This window comes from Oceaniferula flava (assembly GCF_016811075.1).
GTDB classification, from domain to species: Bacteria; Verrucomicrobiota; Verrucomicrobiia; order Verrucomicrobiales; family Akkermansiaceae; genus Oceaniferula; species Oceaniferula flava.
Window position 1 is genome coordinate 280,265 of the sequence record NZ_JAFBGL010000003.1, and the last position, 20,908, is coordinate 301,172.

Here is a 20,908-nt window from a genome sequence, read left to right on the forward strand (position 1 = left end):
GGCCAACAGCGCGTTGACCTCTTGACGTAGCGGAAAGATTCTTACTTGACGATGAAGGCCTCTAGCGCAGTGGCAATTTCTTCGGAGCTGGCACCTTTTTCATTGTCGTCGCTTGGGATGAGGCGACGGGTGGCTTTGCGTAGGCTGGTGTCGTTGGCATTTTTTCGGTAGCTGAAAGTTGTCGAATTACTGATGGCTTGATTCCAGAAACCACGCATGTTTTTCCAGAATGATTGATTTGCTTTCCAGTAATTCTCGGCTTGGCTGAAATCGTGATCGTCTGCTTTTTCGTAGATGTTGAACCCTCGTTCAGCGCAGAGGAATTCCATTTTTCCATCGCGTTTCACCAGCTTCCGGTTCGCCTGCTCATGCACCCAGCCGTTGGCAGAAATGGCATGGGTGTTCACTCCCATGACGACATCGTAATCCTTGCGCTTGGTGTATTCACGGCGCGGAAGCGGGCGGGGCGATTCCTCGGAAGTCCAGATGCTGGCACCGGCAAAATGGTTCCATGTTCCGTATCCCTCATAGCGTGGGCTATCGTCGGTCTGGGTGACATACTGGCTCCAAGTCCCTTGTGCTTGATTTGATGTTAGGGTTTTCTTTTTCCACGTCGTTCCTTGCTGATATTCGAGGATCTCGGTGTCTTGGTAGGTCCAAACTTGGCCCCAGTGTTTAACGACCACGATGTCCGTTCCGTGATCTACTTGAAGCAGGTGTTGGAGCACGATGTGCTTGCCGCTGTCTTCCACGACTTTGACTATTTCGTGAGCGGACTCCTGATATGCTTTCTTTTTAAGCGTGTATTGAGGATTGAGTGCATAGGTCTCGTGGAAATTGAAGGTCACCTTGTATTTGCCTGCCATGGCCAGAATAGCGGCACGATCTTTTTGAAAATCACTCTGCTGGGCTGGAGTAGGTATTTCTTCGGCTGAAACTGTTAGGCTTGATAAGGCGGTAATGCCGAGCACGGCGGCAAGGTGGAGAGTGGGTAATGTTTTCATGTTCATCGGGCATGTTTATAGCTCTTTCTCAAATGATTGGCTGATGCCGAGTTGCAGAAAACTAGCGATTAATTGCGGTGCTAGAACTGGCCGATGGATAAGTGCGGTGGGCTTGTGGGCTTTGCGCATTTGATCGCTAAAACATCGCAATCCATCACAGGTGGCAGGCCTGCTGTTATGGTTTGTTGGTGATGACGATTACTTCGCAAAACTAAATACATAGAAACGATACAGCATGGATAAAATTGAACAGAAACGAATCGAGGAAGACCTTGAAGCCTCCATGAACCAAGAGGTGCTGTTACTCAAAGGTCTGACGGATGACTTCACCAAGAACCTTGATTGCATCGGTTCGGCGTATCTGAATGTTAGCCATCACGGAGTGGCCATGGCGGTGAAAAGTAGTTGTTTGAAACCCGAGCGACTGGATGAAACAGGCACTCTCTGGTGGCCGGAGTCCGGGATCAAGGTGGATACCGAAAGGCTGGAGTCGACCTACGCTGTCGATCACTCTGTCATGGGGGCAGGTGTCATCGAATGTGATTTTGAGAGAGCGGCCAATGGCTTTTCTGTGGCGTTTCTTTCTAACGACTATCGCGAAGATCTCTTTGAGTTGATCACCGAGGCTTATGCGCAAGAACGAGTCAAGGCTGCGGCCTTACAGCGGCAGCGTTTCTTGAAAAGGCCTAACTTTGATGCCTGCGCCTGCTGTGCCGATCGAGCAGACCGCATCCGAAAAAACACCGAGGGCCACCCAGTGAGTAAGATTTTATCGATGTATGCCGGGACGGCGTCCAAACTTCGCTTTCACCTTGCAGCGGATCATGTCGATATGCTCTGTGCGTGGGCGATCGATGAAATTCGCTGCCTGTCTGGCGTCATCGTCTGCAGCGGTGCGAAGCATGTGTTACGCCTCGATGCGAGCATGATCCACACCATTCAGATCATGAACTCAGTGAAGGGGGGGACCACATATTCCCTGATGAAGTGCTACCATTCACTCGGTGGTCTGATGCTGGAAATTTCACTTGAGGGGGAATGCCATTCAGAGCAGTGGCACCAAGTCTGTCTCGCGGCTGATTCGAGCTACCACTCCATTTCAGACATTCCCTCCACAAGTTAGATGTGGCGGCAGTATTATGCGGGCAGCGCTCTGAGCTGCTCGATAATCTGATTTCCCCATATTTCAAACGGGCCGTCGATATCGATGTCACAGTCCACACGTGGGAGCATGCGCTGACCACCTCGCTCCGCTAACATCCGATCGAAGTTCTTCCCGCATTCGTTGAATTCATCGTAGCCTGAATCGCCCAGGCCGAATACGGCAAAGCGTAGCTGGCTGAGGTCGAGCTCTTTTGCTTCTTCCAGGGCGTTGTAGAATTCCTCGGCATCGTCTGGCGGTTCGCCTTCGCCCCAAGTGCTCGCGAGCAGGAGACAAAAGGTGTATTGCTTGAGAGCGCTGATTTTGCAGTCGTAGACATCGTTACAGACGGTTGGGATGCCGACTTCGTTCAGCTGGCTGTTGATATCTTTAGCGAGTTCTTCGGCGGTGCCAGTCTGGCTGGCGTAGAGGATAAGGACGGGTTCCATTTTCTTGATGTTGTATGGTTAGGTGAGAGTTGTTTGTTGGTTATGGCTTCATGGCAATGAGGCAAATGGAGAGGCAGAACAGAAAGATGAGAATGGGAGCGAGGGTGGATTGATAGAGTAGAGGGTCCATGACTTGTTTTGAGGTTGAGGGTTAGAATTGATAGCTGAGGGAGAGGAAGCCATTGACGCCTGGCGCGGTGCTTCGGTCGTCGATGCTGGATGCGTTGGAGATGTGACTGCCGCCTTTCCGGGTATTGCTCCACTGCCAGTATTGCTCATCGAGAATGTTATTTATGCCTGCCTGGAGTGTCAGGCTGTCAGTGATTTTCCAGAAGCCTGAGGCATCCAGATTGAAATAAGATGGAGGTCTGAAATAAGGACCTCCGCTGCTGTCATCCACGTGTTTCACACCATCCACGTAGGTTCCAGTCAGGCGGAGGCCAAATTTTTCAGAAGGAGCGGTGTAGCCAATCCATGCCACAGTTTTCCATGGCTCGATGGTGTTCAGCCAGGTGTCTTCTTCACGATCGATCCCCCAGGTTCGCCCCGTCGAGACACCGACCTCCAGTCCGTCCAGTGAGTCAAACCAATGCCCCAGTTCCCATGAGCCCCCGAGCTCGAAGCCATAGATATCCACCCGGCCACGGTTCACGGTGGTGATAATATCGCGACCATCATCACTCAGTTCTCCGGTGTTGACGCCATTCTCAATGAAGTCTGAGTAGCGAGTATAGAACGCAGATGCGAGTAGCCGCTGGTGATCACTTTGATGTTTGTATCCTAGCTCGAAGGCGTCGCTTTTTTCTTCCTCCAGTGATGGGTTCGGCAGAGTGATGCTTCCGGCTGAGTTGCTGCCCGAGTCTGGGTGGTCAAAGATCATCGAGAGCTCTTCCGCAGTTGGGTTTCTTACCCCGTGCGAATATTGGGCATACAGAGAGGTTTCCTCATCGATCTGATAGATTAGATCAAGGCGAGGAGATAAGGTGAGAAGCTCATGCCCATCCGCAGGAAGAACTTCCGAAGTGCTACTGCTGATTTGAGAAATGCGCTCAAGGTAGTCGGCTGATAGGTCTGGGGTGATTTGGTAGTAATCGAGACGAAGTCCACCGATCACGCGCCAAGGGCTGTTTTCAGATGGTTGAAACTGGTCTTGCAGGAAAACGGCTGCCCGCATGGTGTCGGTGGGAGCGAAGGAAATACGATTGGTGTATGGTGGCAGGCCGTTGTCTTCTCGATAGAATCGGTTCTCGCTGCGGCTCATTGAAAAATCGAGGCCGTAGGTGAACTGGTGGCGCTCGGCTTGCTTGCGGAAGGTCGATTGCACACCGTAACTGCGGGTATCAAAGTCAATCTCTTGGTCACGCACCCGACCATATACGGATTCGCTATGGTTGATGCTGCTGTTGCTGGTGTTTTGAAAATACAGCAGCGATTCAATGGAATCGTAGAGCGCCACATCGGTGGGGGAATAATCCCAGCTCAGGCTGTAACGGTTTCGTTCTTGCTGTTCCCAGTTCAGGATTTCCTTGTCGAAAATATTCACGAAGCCATCGGCGCTTAGCGTTTCCAAAGAGCGATCGCGCTTGAAGTATTCATAGGTGAATCCAAAGGCATGCTCATCGCTGGCTTCCCAATTGAGTTTCAGCAGATAGTTGTCACTGTTGAAATCGGCGGGGTTCGGTGGAGTTTCGCCATTGTTTTCGGTCTCATGGCCAGTGCGGCCGGCGTAGCCGAAGAGCAGAGAGATGTCGTCTTGCCTGAAGGCGAAGAATGCCTGTCCGGCGTAGCTGTCATTTTTACTGAAATACTGCCCTCGAAGAAGTCCACCGTAGTTATTCGCTGAGTTTGTTAGGAAATCATCGGCCTCGGGGGTGCGGTAGGCCACCACGCCACCTAGTGCATCGCTACCGTAGAGTGCGCTGGCTGCTCCCTTCAGAATTTCCGTGGTCTCGAACATCGCCGGATCATAATAATCCCGACCGGCCCCACCTGCGGAACTGGTGTCCTGCGCGAAGGAAGTGGAGACAAATTGCTCCGGTTGCCGGATGTTATCCACCAGCATCAGGATCCGGTTTCCTTCGATTCCCCGTATGTTGTATCCGCTGTAGCCTGTCTGCCCATAACCGAAGGTTCCGTCTGAGCTGCCCAAGCTGTGTGGTGCGGACACAGTGGGATCATATTTTGCCACATCTCCGAAATCTGCACCGCCGGATTGTAGAAACGCATCACGTTGAATCAAAGCCCCAGACCCAGGCGTGAGTAACCAGCTTGTCGGGTTTCTCGTTGCTGTGATGTAGGTTTCCGGGAGCTCACCGAACGCATCAGCCTCGCTGTTAGTATCCTCTCCGTAGGCCATATGAGGGAGAGCGGCTGAGAGTATGATGAGATATTTCCAAGATGTGGGCATAGCTCAAATCATCCACTGTCTGGGGTGAAGAGACTATCGGTTGGTTGACTTTGATTAGCTCTGAATTGCTCAAAAGCTGAGACAGTTCTGCGCCAATCAATCGCAAAGCGCCGTTAGCCGAAAATTTCTGATCAGGTTAGGTTTTCAATCGTGGTCGGGACGCACCGGCTGCGAACTTAATCTATTTATGAAAAATACACTTCTAACCATCGCCTTGGGTGGTCTTCTAACCATCTCATCTCAAGCCGCTACCTTGGCTAATCCTAATTTCGATACAGATAGTTACATCTTCATGGGCACGAGCGCCGAGACCGACCCGCAGATCACTCTCGGAGAATCTTTGCAAGGGACTCCCAGTCATCCACATTTCAACTTTGGTGTGGTGAGCTTCGATGTGAGCTCCCTCAGCACATCGGGAGATAAATTTCTGAGTCTCAGCTCGATTGAGTATGGATCGACTTTCGGTGGCGGCAGTTTGACCCCAACGGGAAGCGCTACCGTCCAGGTGGTAGCCCTTGGGGATTCCTTTGCCAATTTTCAGGCCGCAGCCGATAAAACAACCTGGTATGATACTTATGTGCAAAGCGGAACGGCTACCGTGATCGGAACCTTTAATTTCACCGATCAGAGCACGGAGCATGTCGATGTCACCGATGCGGTGAATGGCTGGATCAATGACGGTAGCAGCAACTATGGCTTCGCTCTTTTCTCAACTTCTGGAGCGGTGGAGTTGGCCTCTTCTACGTATAGCGATGATGCTTCTCTGCAGCCAGCACTGGTGGATACCGTGCCTGAGCCGTCAGGTGCTGTTCTAGCAGGAATTGGCTCCTTGTTACTTTTGCTACGCCGTCAGCGCGCGTAGCACCCTATTTCCTCTGTCTGGTGAGGAAAGTAAGACAGCCCCTCCTTCGGTTCTAGTGTGATGCCGGGGAGGGGTATTTTTTTTGTTGGAAATCACGACCGTAAAGAGACACTCTCAGGCTGTGAGTGAACTACTGCAGAGAAAGGACGACTTATCGGATCGTTTCGGAGCGATGACGGTGAAGGAGCTGCGCCAAGGTCTGCGCCGCGGAATGTTCATGGTGCCCTTCATCGTGATCCAACTGCTCGCCGTGCTGGCCATGCTCGCGGAGTTCAACATGGGGGACGTGGAAGGATTTTCGAACAGAACCGGAGTGTTTAACCCTGCCTTGTTTTTTGATTCTGGCCCGTTCTGGATGGTCGCCGGATTGATTTGTATCTTGATCATGCCGCTCGGTGGTTTGGCGCTGATGGGGCAGGAGCTGGAGGAGGGGAATCACGAGCTTTTGTTGATGACTCCGTTGACTCGGTGGCGTGTGGTTCGTGGCAAGTTCCTTGCGATGTGGGGGCTGTGTTTGGTGACCTTTGTGTCGCTGCTGCCCTACATGATCGTGCGCTATTTCATCGGCGGCATCGATGCCTGGCGGAACATTGTGATGTCGCTAACGGTGATTTGCGCCTCGGCGGTGGTGTGTTCGGGCGCGATTGGAGCTTCTTCTTTTCGCACCATTTTAGGCCGTATCGTGGTGATGCTGATGTTTCTCTTTTCGCTGGGGCTCTCGGGGGTGGCTCCGCTGATGTGGAGTTCCAGCCAGACCGATGGCTGCGGGATTCTTTACCACCTCAATGCCCTGGCCTTTGGGTTGTGTTATGTGATTTTTGGCCTGAGTCTGGCGCGTTCGCGGATTCGGTTGGTGGTGCATAACTACGAGGTGAAACCCAGCTGGATGGTGATCGGGTTGCTAATTTTCACGCCTCTGGTGGTCTCCATGGCGACGGCGATGACGATTGGTTACGGTGGCTTTGTCGGTCTGCTGGGAATGGCGGCGGTGGCTTGGTATGCCGATGTCACCCCGACTGCTCCCAAGTGGGTGGCTGCGCCCGTGCCGAACATTCCGCCCCAGCAGCCGATGCCGCCCCAAAGGTGAATCGCGCGTCATTCTGGGTTTGCCACGTGGACTCACCGCTGCTAGCTCTCAGCGCGGATGCACATGCGATTCACAGACGAGGAGCTGCTCACCCTAGCGGAAATGTTGACGCTGGCGTGCTGGGCGACTTTTTGGAACCATAAACCGGGGGCCGATGAAGGCGTGGCGCGCTACGACGACATGTTGGAAAAAATTCTCACCCGCCTGCAGCACAATGGCCAGGGCAAGGAGGTGGAGCACGACCCCGAACGGCAACGACTCAGACTCAGCAAGCAGAAGGAAGAAGGATCATTCTACGCGCAATGCTACGATGAAATGCGCAACGAGACCTTCTGGGAAGAACTGGTCGCCCGCATGGCCGAGCGCGAGCTGCTGGCGAAGTATGGCGACAAACATCTCAACGCCCTCAGCGACGAGGAACGCAAAAAGATCACCGAACCAGTGAGCAAAAAATACTGGGAAGAGTTCTCCAGAAACGGCATCGGCAACCTTCATGTCATCGCCCGCCGGGAAATGGGATAGTTCACGGCTGCGTTCACCTGCCTGAGGTGCGGGGGTAGGGCAGATTGGCTCAATCTGCCGGATGGTAGCTGGGATGTTGGCACATGGGGAAATGGTTTACGAAGCCACCGTCCCCTCACTGGTCATGCCGAGGCTTAGCGCTCCGATCCGGAGGATTGCGGCCAATCCTCCCTACCATGATGTCGCTCGTGGTGGCAGCTGGTTAGGTGTGTCACGGTCACCTGCTTGTGGTGCGGCGGTAGGGCAGATTGGCTCAATCTGCCGGATGGTGCCTGGGGTGGTGGCGCATGGGGGAATGGGCTACGAAGCCACCATCCCCCTCACTGGTCGCGCCAAGGCTGAGCGCTCCGATCCGGAGGATTGAGGCCAATCCTCCCTACCGTCTGACATCATGGGCGGATGCTTATTTGATGCAGGTGATCGGCTTCTTGGGTGATGTGAATTGGCTCATTCAAAAACGCTTGGATCACCTTGATGTTGGTTTTGACATGATTGCTTGGGCTTAGCGTGATCATGCTGCCATCGCCTGCCAGGGCCATTGGGAGCAGCAGCTGATCGGCGAGGTGCGTTCCGACCACAGCGCCTGAGTTGAGGTAGTTTTTCATCGATTTGGCGGCGGCTCTCGCGACGCGTTCCGATGATTTTCCGTAGGTGCCGTGCGAGGTGACCATCTCGGTGACATGGCTGAATTGCATCATCGCCGATAGGCAGTTCCCCGGCGCTGAGGAGTCGCTGGCATCGATCGTTTCGCCACAGTCGGGATCCCAGCTCAGCGACTTGCAGGCCGCGGTGATTTCGCGCTCGGCGACGCTCTCCTGCACGTGAGCGAGGTGACACAGCACACGCCGCGATTGCTCCTCGCCTCGCTCGTTCAAATGCAGCGGTTTCAGCTCGGCGCAGGGTGAAATTCGGCAGCGGATCGCACCTCCACCGGCCGGCGCAAAACCATGACGCTGCAAATCCAGCTCCACCTTCGCCCCCATCTTGGTCAACTGGGGGAGGAAAACGTGTTGGAGAAAGCAGGCGCTTGGAGCCAGGGGATTATGAGTCCCTCCTTCTAACAAAATTGTCGACCCCTCACCGGCGCGCAGCAGGGCTGGAATCAATGTCTGGGCTAGCAGCGTGGTGCTGCCAGCGGTGCCGATCTTGAAATGGTAGTCGCCCGCAGTGATCGAGCCGGGGTTGAAAATGAGCTCGGTAGATCCCATCTCCGCGCCATCTGCCGAGCCGCCGGAGATTTCAAGCGCTGCCTGCACGCAGGTGAGGTGCTGGCGCATGAGACCTGGCTTTTTACGCAGTCCGCGAATGTTGGAAATGCGAAAAGCTTCCCCAGTGATCATGGAGAGCGAGAGAGCGGTGCGGAGGATCTGACCTCCGCCGTCTTGACCGTTGAGTGTTATCATGGTGTTAGAAAAGATCCGTCAGATCAAACCGACCTGACGGATCTTGGTTTAGTTAGTCATCCGCCTTACTGGCATCCTTAATCACGAAGCGGGCGTCGAGCTTGGCCACGGTGTGGGCGAGCTCAGCTTTTTCCACGCTTTTGAGAACTTCGCTGAAGTCCTTGTAGGCATCGGGTGCTTCGTCACGGGGATACTTTCGGCAGTTGCTGAGGATGTCATGGGCATCGAGTTCGGTATCCACTTTTTCCTGATCGAGCGATCGGAATGCCTGTCCGCGTCCCAGACTGCGGCCGGCGCCGTGGTTCACCGAGTAGCAGGATTTCTCCGCTCCCGGCAGGGCGGCCATGACTACCGAGCCGTCGCGTGGGTTTCCAGGCAGTAGGATCGGGTGTCCGGTTTCGGAAAACGGCGTGTCTTTCAGGCTGTAGTGACCGGCAGGGAAGGCACGGGTCGCTCCCTTGCGGTGCACCCACTGGAACTGATCATTAACCTTCTCCTGACGCGCGATGTTATGGCTGATGAAGTAAACCAGCTGCCCGGTGGTGCCGGGGAGGATTTCTTGAAAAGCTTCTAACACCAGCGCGTTGATCAGCAGGTGGTTGACGGTGGCGAAGTTCGCTCCCAGCGACATGTCATCAATGTAAGCATCGGCTTCGGGTGTTCCCAGTGGCGCGTAGCAGAGGTGTTTGTCGTTGGCTGGGAAGGGGGTTCCCCAGGTATCGAATTTCTTCTGCAAACTACGGAACTGCGAGCTGGCGAGGTCGTGACCGAAACCACGAGACCCGCAGTGCGAGAGGAAGGCAATATTGCCGTCCGTTAGACCGAAGGTTTCGGCTGCGGTGCGTGCCTCGGGGGTGTCGGTGATGCTCACCGCTTCGGCCTCACCGAAGTGATTGCCTCCGCCGTAGGATCCGAACTGCTGCACCTTGCCTCGGAAGCGATCCGCGTAGCCGCCGCTGAGCATGCGGTCGAGCCGATCTTCCAGCGCGGCCTGTGATCGATCGTGACCCACGTGGAAGCTGTCTTCGCAGCGCTCTGCCCACTCGGGTGGGATCCCGATGGCTTCGCAAACTTCGTGAGACGCTCCTTGAGTCACCGCGAGCTTGCCGGTTTCGGCATCGATACTGCGTGATTTTTTTGCCGACCGCTGACCTTTTCCAGCCCCGGTGGGAGTGCGTTCGCAGATGGCGTTGATCAGGGCGCGGCGGGTGCTTTTGTCAGCAATCGCCTCCTGCGGCACGTTCATCTGGATCAGGCTCATCGAGCACTTGATGTCCACGCCCACGGGGCCTGGGTAGATGTGTGTGGGCGAGGCCATCACACAGCCGATGGGTGCGTCGTAGCCGACGTGGGCGTCCGGGTTCAGCACCACCTCGGAAACGCCGGGGGCGGAGCGGGCGTTGAGGGCTTGAGAGAGACATTCGGACCCGAAGCCTTCACGGATCGCCTCGGTGCCGATCACGGTGATCGGTTTACCTTTGTTATCGCGTGCGGGGAGGAAGCCGGTGGCTTCGCCGGTAGGGTGGATTTTCATGATTTTGTTAGTGGAGTATGAGTTGATTGGAAAGTGGTGACAAGGAGTTGAGAAACATTCTACTGCTCTACCAGGCTGAGCTACTGCGCGCTTTGTTAGAAACGGCAGGCCGGATTCGAACCAGCGACCAATGGAGTCATGTAGTTCCTCTGGCATTCACCAGATGGGTTTGATTTGGCTGTGGTTGGCGACAACCGGTGGGTGAGACATTTTCAGCTTCGTTAGAAGCCCACGGGGTTCGAACCCGCTCAAGCGTGTTTAGCGCTCTTGTCCGATGTAGTCTCACCCGCATTCGCCAGGTGATTGGATTTGAAAAATTTTGGTAATGGATGGCAACAAGGGGGAGTGAAACGTTTTCGCGCTCTGCCTCTGAGCTACCGGGCCATAATTTGAAAAATGGTGGGCCCGGGTGGGACTCGAACCCACGACCTCGCCGTCCATAACGATGTAGTTCCACAGGCATTTGCCAGCCATTACCAAAAGAATCTGTTTGCTGTGAGTTGCTGGCGACAAGGGAGTCGATGTGACGTTTGACATAGGGTAAGATGTAGTCACGATCTGCATTCGCCAGCGAGGTATCCGTTTTACGAAGTTTCACACACAGGTGTTAGATAGCTTGTTTTTTCATAGGTGTCTTGATGATGGTTTGATTGATTTCACCGATCCAGTGATCGGGGTGAAGTGATTTCGAAGCGAAGGCTGCGATGGTTTTGAAGACCTGGTCGGAAAATCCGCCGATGTTCAAGATGTCAGCACGTTCCTTCGCCTGGGTGGTTTCGTTCGGTGTGATATCGATGCAGACCATGCGGGCCTTGCTGTTACGCTGCTTGATCTGGTTCCACTCGCGCATGGTATTGGTCGCTCCGCCACCGAAGTATCCGTAGTGGGGAGAATCGATCCATGATTCGTTATCGGAAACAAAGATGACCATGTCCACTGGGCGTCGGTATTTGTTGAGCCAGGCGAGGGGCGCGCTGCAGTTGGTTCCTCCACAGGGGAGGCTGGCCAGCTTCGTCGCATTTGTCATCACCGAGTCGCGTGGGTTGAGATTCACCTTCACCACATCGTTCTCGAAAGGAAGTACGATGGCATTCGGGTTCTTTCTCAAGATCGCAGCGGTGGTGAGTGCCGCGACATCGAGGCAGCGGGTTTTCGACGTGGAACCCTTGCGGTAGCCGGTGACCGATCCGTGCATCGAGCCGGAAACATCCGTGCAGACAACGACGTTTCCCTTGATCTCAGGAACATTTTCCAAGGCGATTTCCATCGCATCCTGAAGGGCGTTCTTGATTTTGTTAGGAACATCATCCCCGGCATTGAGATACGCGGCCATGAGCTGATAGGGGAAAGCGCGAGCCTGTCTGATGAGTCGTGGATTCTTCAGACGGTTGGCGATTTTTCCACTCATACCGATCATCTTAAACACGCCCTGACGGGCAAAGGTGTTCAGGTTCATACGAGTCATCTGCCACGGCGCATTCTTGGCAATGGTGAGCCAGTCACGCTTTCCAAGCTCAAGCGAGGTGAGCATCTGGAAGGGGACCTTGGGAGGATTTCCCTCACGTGTGAGCTTCCAGTTTTCATACTGACGGATCACGGAAGGAAGGTTCTCCTCGCTGTAGGCCCGACCAATGAGGTAGGCGTAGAAGGCTTCACGCTGCGCGTTTTTAGGGCGAGGGTGCACCATCTTGATCACATCTGCTAGAGATGGTGACTGACCGATGGACGCGGCGAGCAGAGCTTCATCGTTAACTCGATTCAACCATGCCTGCACCATACGCTTGGGCGCACTTCCGAGCGACTTCCGACCGGTGATTCCGGAGCGAACGATCTGCACGAAGTTTCGCAGCATCTTGCCGTTATCGATGACCTGAGGGAAGATCTCGGCCAGCAGGGCGACATCGCGATTAGCTAACAGAGCACAAAGCAGGGCAGGGGTGTCCTTCATGTAGGCTTTGCGTCGGCTGTAAATGGCGGTCTTCGCGAGGAAGTGATCGTCCACCTGTCCGGCAAGCTCGATGATCTTCTCTAACTGCTCACCGGCGGTGGCGTAGAAGGTTCCGTTCAGGCAGCCGGTGGCCACGTATTGGGCCAAGGCGTGCTGGGGAGTGAAGGCGTAGGCACGACCTCCTGCCAGGTTGGTGGCATTGGTTTGCGGCAATTTTTTTCCGCGAGTGGATTGGAATAGGTTTTTGTTAGCCATCTTGTTTGTGGTGGTGGTTGAAAAACATAATTGCAGAGGCTGTGCCAAGTTTTTGATTGGGGTGTCTTGTCTATGTGTAACTAGTTAAAACAGAGGCGTATATGGTTGTCTTTGTTTTTTTATCGTGTAGTAGGGTGAAGGTTGTTTGTGAGTGTAAGGTAGAAAATTATCTGTATATATAGAAAATTATAGCGTATGAGGTGTTCATGAAAAAGCGTGTAGTGATGGGTTTCCTGGGGACCAAATTGGACATGGGCTTCGGTCCGGATCGTTGGGAGCGGTGGCGGCCTACGGTCTCGATCTGCTCGCAGGAGGGCTCGATGGTGGACCGCTATGAGCTGCTGTATGAGCAGCGCTATCAGAAGTTGGCAGACCGAGTGATGGAGGACCTCCGTCAGGTATCACCCGAGACCGACGTGCGCGGGCACATCGTGGGCATCAGGAAGCCCTGGGACTTTGAGGACGTGTTTGGTCACTTGCATGACTTCCTGAAGGGGTATGATTTCGATGTGGAAAAGGAGGAGTATGAAGCGCACATCACCACCGGAACTCACGTGGCACAGATCTGTCTGTTCCTCCTCACCGAATCTCGACACCTGCCGGGGAAACTTTTGCAAACCGGTCCGCCAAGAGGCCGCAAAGCCAAGACCGGTTTCGGCTCGGTGAGTCTGATCGATCTCGACCTCTCGAAATACGACCAGCTGGCCACCCGCTTCAATGCCGAGCAGTTAGAGGCACTGGATTTCCTCAAGTCCGGCATCGCCACGCGAAACAAAGCATTCAATGAGCTGATCGAAAAAATCGAAGTGGTCGCTCTCCGCTCGGCTGCACCGATCCTACTCACCGGTCCCACGGGGGCAGGGAAGTCTCAGCTGGCGCGGCGTATTTATGAACTCCGCCAGCAGCGCGGCGGCCTCGACGGTGGTTTTGTTGAGGTGAACTGTGCCACTCTGCGAGGCGACACCGCCATGAGTGCCTTGTTTGGTCATAAAAAAGGAGCGTTTACGGGGGCGCAATCTGACCGACCCGGACTACTGCGCCAAGCCCATGGCGGCATGCTTTTCCTCGATGAAATCGGTGAGCTAGGCGTGGACGAACAAGCAGTGCTACTGCGTGCGGTGGAGGAGGGAATGTATCTACCCGTCGGTGCGGACCAGCCGGTGAAAAGTAAGTTCCAACTGATTGCCGGAACCAATCGTGATCTCAGCAAGGAAGTCAGCAGCGGTGGTTTCCGTGAAGATCTGTTAGCACGAATCAACGTCTGGACCTTCCAGCTGCCTGGCCTCGCGGATCGGACAGAAGACATCGAGCCGAATCTCGACTATGAACTACGTGAGTTCTCTAACAAAAACGGCCGAGCCGTCACGTTCAACAAAGAAGCCCGACAAAATTTCCTGCAATTTGCCAAAAGCCCTCAAGCTCCCTGGCGAGGAAACTTCCGAGATCTCAACGCCGCCATAAGCCGGATGGCCACCCTGGCACCGCAAGGACGGATCAGAGCCGAAGAGGTGGCAGACGAATGCAAACGCCTCACCCAATCCTGGCACCGACCCGAAGAGGCTTCCATCGCAAACGACTTAAGCGAGGTATTGGAGCCTGACGTGTTAGAAAACATCGACCCCTTCGATGCCGTGCAGCTCAGCTATGTCGTGGAAGTATGCAGGAAATCCAAAAACATCAGCGAAGCCGGACGCACCCTCTTCGCAGTGTCCAGAGCACAGAAAAAGACCTCCAATGACTCAGACCGATTGAGAAAGTATCTCGCCAAGTTCGAGCTTCAGTTTGGTGACCTTTGAGGTCTTAGCTGTCTGAAACCAATTTCTTTTCCTCTTCGGGGATCATAGGACTCGCCATGATTCCTGTGATGAGTTGCTGCAAGATCGTGTCGCTCAGGTCTGCTTGACCTCGGATCTCTTTGCGTTTCCATTGGTCTGCTAGTTCGACAAGGGACTTGGTGAAGACCGTGTTGCAGTTGACGCAGCTATCCACCTTGAAGTCCTGATAGTCGCTTGGGCTGATTTCCACGACGGTTTCAGGTGGCAAGCTCTTACGCTTGCGGCGTGCGCGCACCTTCTCGACTTGTGATGATGCCACTGCGAGCAGGAGTAGCTTGTCGCCGTATGGATCAAGATTGAGAACGATGAAGTAGTGAGGTTCTGTAGACGACAACCGCCGATCCACCATGTAGAAAACCGCCCCTTGGCGAATGAATCTCAGCTCAATGGGTAATTGCACGCCTCCAGAAAAAATTAACTCCAAATACTTTCCACGGCTTGGAGAGAATGCAGTTCCTCAGCCAAATCCTCTTTGACCTCCTCGGTGAGCAGGGGAAGTCTTTCCACTCCCTTTTCAGGGTTTTCCAGGAAATCAAGATAGCTCATAAATCTCCGGGTAGCCTGTTCGGAATCCAAGGCTGCTTTGTGCTGCTGCCATTCAGGAAACCGATGGGTTTCCTCGGCGAGTTCGAACTGGTCCTTATCTTTGTAATTTTCCCAAGCGTAGTTCAGAGATTCAAGATCGGTCTGAGAGAGCACCGTTTCATTGACGGCAGCCTTGGATGCGTAGTGCTCATTGTTTTCCCGTTCGAGGAATGCTTGGCGGTATGTATTTTCCTCCGGTGCCGTGTAGTCTTCGTTTTCGTTGAGAAGGTTGAGGCACTGCGACGCCACCGGCCCAAACTTCATGGCGAAGTAAGTGTCGTTGGTAATCGGCCGACCGTAACTGCGGAGGTGATAGCGATCTGCAAAATAGATCAGCTTGAGAGCCTTCATTTTGTTGATCTTTCCACCTGCAGCACGAGCGAAGAAGTTCAACGCTTGAGTAGCCTTTTTATGGGAAAAGGAGAGTTGCATGGCGGTTTTAACATGGACATGAGTGGAGAGTTACCCCTCTCACTGTTCAAGAGAGTATATGTGAGAGTGACGATTTGCAAGGAGAGATAACTGGGCTAAAAATCACTCTCAATTATTAATCGATAGGTCTTTGTTTAGCGAAGTGGGGCTTTGGGGGTCGGACGATAGGTGTTTTTTTAGGGCTGTACAGTGAGCCATGGAATGGATCCCTTTGTGACACTCATTACCATACAAATTTGGTTATTGCGGTGACTCCTCGTCAATGTCCTTCTGGTCTTCTTGATTTGTAGCGGGAAGGAATTTGGCATGTGCTTTCTCTAGGTATGCTCGAGAACTATCCCTGGTCGCTTTGTAGTCGAGGGATTGGTTGATGAATTGAAGCCGTGTCCGTGCATTAGCGATGATCTCAGTCCATTCAAATGCCCAAACCTCGATATTTAATTCACCGTCATCAAAAACCATTCCCCGAGGCTTATCACGCTGTCGCGCTTTTCTTTTTGCGTGCTCGTCCATATCGTTGGATACAGCGATGAACTTCCAACGCGTTTTGTCTGTTAGGAATCTAGGGTCTTTAGCGACGGCGATCGCGTAGCTCTCAATTTGTCCTAGAACTTTCGATGAGATTTTCTGTGATGGTCGTTTTAGTTCTACGATCAAATGGTCATACTCGTCTTCTCGCGGTTGAATCGTTCGACTTAACATTAGGTCAACCCGGCCTTGTTGGTCGTCTTCCCGTAACACCGGTTTGTCCTCAGCATCCGAATCCTCTCGTTTGCCTAGCTCACTGAGGTGGATTTTAAGCACGTCTTCTAGAGTTTCTTCACTACCAGCTAGTGTAAAGTTATCGTCGAAGATCCACGACTCAGTTTCAAGGATTTTGTGTAACTGATCACGCTCTAACAATTTTTTCTTAGTTGTCTTATCGAAAAGTAGGTTTTCTAGTGCTACTAGAAAATTTAGACGGTTTGCTACAATGCTGGCCGAACTAATAATGTTAGATAGAGGGGTTTCTTCTAGGAGTTCAGCCAATTCGTCTTGTTCGTCTTGTTTCAGAGATAATACGTCTGTAATAATCTTCCTAACGGAACTGGGGTTGTCTCGAAGAGCTTGCGCGAGAAGAAGAAATGTGAATTTTCTGGCGTTATGATCAGCTTCCTCGAATTTTGGGAGATATTCTTCCAATGTCACACCGAGAATATCAAAAACTTGACGCTCAGTTTCCTCGACAGCGGTAATCGCGCCTTGATCCTCGTAGGGGTAGATTTTTTCAGTTTTCCATCTCTGGACTAGAGATCTAGCTCGTTCTGCCGTTCGCTTTCGAAAGTAACCTCGTAACTCGTTTCGAGCGCTATTCAGAATGCAATTAACGTCTGGGACGAGATCATCCATTGATAGGAGGTTCTCCTTGTCGAGTTCTCGAAAATGGTCGCAATTTACGTATGCTGTAAATTGGAATCCTGGAGCCTGGATTCCTGCATCTGTCGTGTGGAGAGAGACCCCTGCTTTGTCACAGAGATGAATTGCACGTGGTGTTGGAACAGCCCATTCAATTATGGTTACCATGGCATCTACTTTATTACCATTAGCAAGGGTTATCCCCTTGATGAAACGGTCCTCTTTTTTCCTTTGAATACTTGCAGGGTCAATTGTTTCACCATCTAGTATAATTGAAACTTGAGGGTATTGACTTAAGTAAGCTGCAAAAAGCTTGGCAAACTCAGTTGGTGCTTTGTCCGAAGTCAGTGCTCCCAACCCTTCACTGATGCCTGAAATAACAACTGTAGTTCCTAGGTGGGATTTATTAGTTTCCTTGGGGGTAGTTGTATGCATGCGGTTGAGGGAGCTAGCATCACCTACGATTTGATAGCTATTGAATGAATCCTTTACCTTATAAGTTGTCTTCCACGTGACACGGCTACCTAATGCAAATGCGTGGAGGCGGCCTTGACCATTTTTACCGTGTAATGCTCGGCCGTTCACCTTTCCGTGGTTCTTCTTCCAAGAGTCGCCAAGTTTACCAAAAAATAATTCGGACTCTTCGTAAGAAATGCCAGAGCCTTGATCAATGACTCGAATTTCGTCAATCGCTCCAAGCTTGTTTTTTGAGAATTCCACTTGGACCGAGTCCGAGCCTGAATCTAGGCCGTTCCAAATTAGTTCAGCAAGAGCTTTTATCGCTCCTGTAGAGCTAACTCGTTGCAGGAAGTCTTTTTCGACGGTCAGTGAAATAACACCGTTCTTAGTTGTTTCAGGCATGCAGATTTGTGTTTTTAAGGATTGGCGAGTTTGGTATATCCGAGGCACCGACATGATTTTCTAGCAGTAGTCACCGTTGCCATCAAGGGATAACAAGTGGGAGGTAGCTATCATGGGCAATCGTTGATAGCGCTGATCGGCATCAATGTTCAATTTAGTCTTAGCGTTTCAGTTTAACTCTCTTTAATTTCCTTGAATTCTTCGTAGGCATCGAGGGCGCGTTGGCGGCCTTCTTTGTGGGTGACGATGGGTTTGGGGTAATTTTTTCCTAATTCGACGCCTGCGGCTTTGAGTTCGATGGGGGTGGCTTCCCAAGGGGAGTGGATGAACTCGGTGGGGAGTTCGGCGAGTTCGGGGATCCATTTTCTAACATAGTCGCCGTCGGGATCGAATTTCTCGCCTTGGGTGATGGGGTTGAAGATGCGGAAGTAGGGGGAGGCATCGGCACCGCAGCCGCCAACCCATTGCCAGCCCATGGAGTTGTTAGGGAGGTCGGCATCGACCAGGGTATCCCAGAACCACCGAGCTCCTTCTTGCCATGGCTGGAGCAGGTGTTTGACTAACAGAGAGCCGGCGATCATGCGGACGCGGTTGTGCATCCAGCCAGTGTGCCAGAGCTGGCGCATGCCGGCATCGACGATCGGGAAGCCGGTCTCGCCCTTCTGCCAAGCTCGGAGAAGCTTTTCGTTAAAGTCCCATGGGAACTGTTCGTATTCCGGCTTCAGCGCGCTGTCTTGGCTGTGGGGGAAGTGAAATAACAGGTGAGCGGAGAACTCGCGCCAGTAAAGCTGGCGGATGATGCCGGTGTCGGCTTTTTCTTTGCTCGGGGCATTGTCGCGGATGTGGTGGAAAAATTCACGCGGACTGATCTGGCCGAAGTGGAGGTAGGGGGAGAGTCGGCTAGTGCCATCGTCGCTGGGGATGTCGCGCTGGGCATCGTAGTCTTTGCTTTTTGATGTGGCTGATTCTAACAGTTCGATGGCTCCGTCTCTAGTTGGGGTCCAGAACTCAGCCATGCCTTCGTGCCACGGTATGTTTGGGAGTAGGTTTAGCTCGGTTAGGTCGAGGCTTTTGACCGAGTGAGACTTGGCGGATTTCAGCTTTTCGGTTTCCGGTTTTCTAACTTCGATATCACGGCAGTGTTTCCAGAATGGCGTGAAGACCTGGTAGGGCTTGCCGGATTTATTCGTGACCTTCAGCGGGTCGAGCAGGAGTGAGCCGTTGAAGCTGTGGGTCTCGATACCGGCCTCTTGCAGTTGCTTTTTCACCTCTTTGTCACGTTTCACCATGGCGGGCTCATAACAACGGTTCCAACAGACCGCTTCGGCGCCCGATTCATCGATGATGTCCGTGAGAGTCTGCAGAGTGTTTTTCGTGTCACGAATGACGAGATCCAGTCCGTGTTTTTCCAACTGGCTGGCAAGATCTTCGAGCGCATGGTGCAGCCACCAGTTCGACGCTTCGCCGCGTTGCCACGGGCATTCTTCTTTAGGGCTGTGAATGAAAACGGGGATGATGGCCGAGCCTTTGCCCACGGCGTGATTCCAGGCGGGGTTATCATGCAGGCGGAGGTCGCGACGGAACCAGACGATGGTTTTTGATGGCATAACTTAGGAGGTGGTGAGTGTGTGAAGGAGATTGCGCATGCGCTGGCGGGTGTGGCGGAGGTTGAAAATGCAGGGCGCGTTCGAGATGATGGCCCATAGAACCACGATAAGATTTCCAGGCCAGGGAGTCCAGGTGATGAAGATGGAAATGGTGACCATTTGCAGCCAGTGAGAGAATTCACCCCGGCGGGTTTCAGCGATGAAGTTGCGTAGGTAGTCGGGCTCTTTCGATTGCATGCGGGCCTTGGGAAACCCACGGAACATCGGCGCGGCATCGGGCAGGTGTTTTTTCCATCGGCGCACGAGGAAGATGCGTTCTAGCAGGAATTGCTGAAGCTTTCTTTTGTCTGCCGTGGCTTCGGGTGTTTTCTGAAACCATTGCTGAGGCAGGCGGGTGCTGGCCCAGGCGATGATGAGGTGGGTGGCCGGGATGCCGAGGGTGTTGATGACGGCGATCCAGATGTTGGGGATTTCAATCCACATATCAGCTAACCTCTCGTCCTTTCCATTGGGTGGTTTTGCCGCGTTTTTGATCAATGATCGCGGTGAAAAACAGCAGGTGATAGAAAATCAGGGAAACGGGAAATAGTAATGCGTTATACCAAGCAAAGGATCCTACACGCCTGAAAACGATCCAGCACTGCATCGCGTGGATCAGATAAGCGGAGGCGGATAGTGTGAGGAACAGGGGAGTTTGTTCAGCTGCTACGAGCGCAAGCGCAACCGTTGCCGTGACCATTCCGGTGATCCAAAGCGAAGTCCAGAAGATGGTCATGCCGGGAACTTCGGCGGCACCTGAGATGAATCCTTTTTTCCAGCTCCGCCACAGCTCTATCAAACCTCCGGGGAACATGCGCATGGTGACGCTGTTTTTTCCAAGGTAACAGCACCGCTTGATGCCCATGGATTTGAGGACTTTGGAAAGCTGGTAGTTCTCGAGAATTTCACCTCGGACGGAGGCGTGGCCACCACATTCCCTGTAGATGCTGCTGGGGATGAGTATGCACTGACCGACGAGCCGGGTATCGTCGATGGATTTTCGGTCGAGGCTGAAGGCGTTCATGCCGACCACCATCAGTAGGTTGAAAAATGCGGAGAGCTGCTCGTAGGGTCGTTTGACGGTGTGCCATGGGCAAATGGAGAATACGTGATTTTCGTGGTCGGTTAGGTGTCGAAGCTGGGCGATGGCTTTCGGTTCTAGTCGAGTGTCCGCATCGAGAAATAAGAGCCATTCGCCGGTGGCGAGCTCTGCTCCTTGCTGGCATGCCCAGGGTTTGCCTTTCCAATCGGTGGGCAGAGGTTTGGAATCAAATACCATGGCCCCTAGGTCACGGGCGATCTCTGCGGTTCTGTCCGTGGAGCCATCATTGACCACGATGACTTCGTGCGCTTTTACTGATAGTTCATTCAGTGATGTTAGCAGCGTGTGGATGTTTTTCTCTTCATCTCGCGCTGGGATGATCACTGAGATGGGCCTGCATGGTGCTTTTCCCCAAATGGGCACATAGCGTGGTCGACCAAAGATCACCCAGATCGCCGGGGCGCAGAGCAGTGAGATGATGGGAATCAGCAGTAGCATGT

The 20,908-nt window shown here is 53.1% G+C and carries 18 protein-coding genes; 6 read left to right on the forward strand and 12 right to left on the reverse strand.

Translation table 11 applies throughout. The features are described from left to right. Positions 1–41: 41 nt before the first annotated feature. Entirely contained in the window at positions 42–1,004 is a 963-nt protein-coding gene (locus tag JO972_RS06560; RefSeq protein WP_309489217.1) for a DUF6607 family protein, read from the reverse strand. Between the two features lie 235 nt (positions 1,005–1,239). Between JO972_RS06560 and JO972_RS06565 the strand changes: the two genes are divergently transcribed. Beyond that, the gene (locus JO972_RS06565; protein WP_309489218.1) at positions 1,240–2,127 is read left to right on the forward strand and encodes a hypothetical protein; all 888 of its coding nucleotides are present in this window, start codon (positions 1,240–1,242) and stop codon (positions 2,125–2,127) included. Positions 2,128–2,141: 14 nt separating this feature from the next. On the opposite strand, the gene JO972_RS06570 is transcribed toward JO972_RS06565, so the two are convergent. Continuing rightward, the gene (locus JO972_RS06570; RefSeq protein WP_309489219.1) at positions 2,142–2,594 is read right to left on the reverse strand and encodes a flavodoxin domain-containing protein; all 453 of its coding nucleotides are present in this window, start codon (positions 2,592–2,594) and stop codon (positions 2,142–2,144) included. 151 nt (positions 2,595–2,745) lie between these two features. Next, positions 2,746–5,001 (reverse strand): TonB-dependent hemoglobin/transferrin/lactoferrin family receptor, encoded by a 2,256-nt coding sequence (locus JO972_RS06575; protein WP_309489220.1) that lies wholly within the window; start codon positions 4,999–5,001, stop codon positions 2,746–2,748. Between the two features lie 187 nt (positions 5,002–5,188). Between JO972_RS06575 and JO972_RS06580 the strand changes: the two genes are divergently transcribed. The 4 genes from JO972_RS06580 (at position 5,189) to JO972_RS06595 (ending at position 7,836) form a co-directional block, all read left to right on the forward strand. Further along, the gene (locus JO972_RS06580) at positions 5,189–5,863 is read left to right on the forward strand and encodes a DNRLRE domain-containing protein (RefSeq protein ID WP_309489221.1); all 675 of its coding nucleotides are present in this window, start codon (positions 5,189–5,191) and stop codon (positions 5,861–5,863) included. Between the two features lie 121 nt (positions 5,864–5,984). Next, positions 5,985–6,950, forward strand: a complete 966-nt coding sequence (locus JO972_RS06585; protein WP_309489222.1) for an ABC transporter permease — start codon at positions 5,985–5,987, stop codon at positions 6,948–6,950. 63 nt (positions 6,951–7,013) lie between these two features. Further along, positions 7,014–7,472 (forward strand): hypothetical protein, encoded by a 459-nt coding sequence (locus JO972_RS06590; RefSeq protein ID WP_309489223.1) that lies wholly within the window; start codon positions 7,014–7,016, stop codon positions 7,470–7,472. 124 nt (positions 7,473–7,596) lie between these two features. Continuing rightward, positions 7,597–7,836, forward strand: coding sequence for a hypothetical protein (locus JO972_RS06595; protein WP_309489224.1), 240 nt, complete (start codon positions 7,597–7,599; stop codon positions 7,834–7,836). A gap of 25 nt (positions 7,837–7,861) precedes the next feature. Here the strand turns inward: JO972_RS06595 and rtcA are convergent, their stop codons facing one another. The 3 genes from rtcA to JO972_RS06610 form a co-directional block, all read right to left on the reverse strand. Continuing rightward, positions 7,862–8,875, reverse strand: a complete 1,014-nt coding sequence (gene rtcA, locus JO972_RS06600) for an RNA 3'-terminal phosphate cyclase (RefSeq protein ID WP_309489225.1) — start codon at positions 8,873–8,875, stop codon at positions 7,862–7,864. Between the two features lie 52 nt (positions 8,876–8,927). Then, entirely contained in the window at positions 8,928–10,409 is a 1,482-nt protein-coding gene (locus tag JO972_RS06605; RefSeq protein ID WP_309489226.1) for an RtcB family protein, read from the reverse strand. A gap of 607 nt (positions 10,410–11,016) precedes the next feature. Next, a complete protein-coding gene (locus JO972_RS06610; protein ID WP_309489227.1) occupies positions 11,017–12,612 on the reverse strand; it encodes a vWA domain-containing protein in 1,596 nt (531 codons plus the stop codon). Positions 12,613–12,818: 206 nt separating this feature from the next. Here JO972_RS06610 and rtcR point away from each other — a divergent pair, with 206 nt between their 5' ends. Further along, entirely contained in the window at positions 12,819–14,408 is a 1,590-nt protein-coding gene (rtcR, locus tag JO972_RS06615; protein WP_309489228.1) for an RNA repair transcriptional activator RtcR, read from the forward strand. Positions 14,409–14,412: 4 nt separating this feature from the next. On the opposite strand, the gene JO972_RS06620 is transcribed toward rtcR, so the two are convergent. From JO972_RS06620 to JO972_RS06645, 6 genes are all read right to left on the reverse strand, one after another. Then, positions 14,413–14,847 carry a hypothetical protein gene (locus JO972_RS06620; protein ID WP_309489229.1) on the reverse strand — a complete coding sequence of 145 codons (435 nt, stop codon included), beginning with the start codon at positions 14,845–14,847 and terminating at the stop codon, positions 14,413–14,415. Between the two features lie 14 nt (positions 14,848–14,861). Next, complete coding sequence (locus JO972_RS06625) at positions 14,862–15,464, reverse strand: Panacea domain-containing protein (RefSeq protein ID WP_309489230.1); 603 nt, start codon at positions 15,462–15,464, stop codon at positions 14,862–14,864. 240 nt (positions 15,465–15,704) lie between these two features. Next, on the reverse strand, positions 15,705–17,720 hold the full coding sequence (locus JO972_RS06630) for an ATP-binding protein (protein WP_309489231.1): 2,016 nt from the start codon (positions 17,718–17,720) through the stop codon (positions 15,705–15,707). Positions 17,721–17,893: 173 nt separating this feature from the next. Further along, a complete protein-coding gene (locus JO972_RS06635; RefSeq protein ID WP_309489232.1) occupies positions 17,894–19,327 on the reverse strand; it encodes a cryptochrome/photolyase family protein in 1,434 nt (477 codons plus the stop codon). Between the two features lie 3 nt (positions 19,328–19,330). Further along, positions 19,331–19,810 carry a glycosyl-4,4'-diaponeurosporenoate acyltransferase CrtO family protein gene (locus JO972_RS06640; RefSeq protein WP_309489233.1) on the reverse strand — a complete coding sequence of 160 codons (480 nt, stop codon included), beginning with the start codon at positions 19,808–19,810 and terminating at the stop codon, positions 19,331–19,333. A gap of 1 nt (position 19,811) precedes the next feature. Continuing rightward, complete coding sequence (locus tag JO972_RS06645) at positions 19,812–20,906, reverse strand: glycosyltransferase family 2 protein (RefSeq protein ID WP_309489234.1); 1,095 nt, start codon at positions 20,904–20,906, stop codon at positions 19,812–19,814. Between the last annotated feature and the right edge of the window lie 2 nt (positions 20,907–20,908).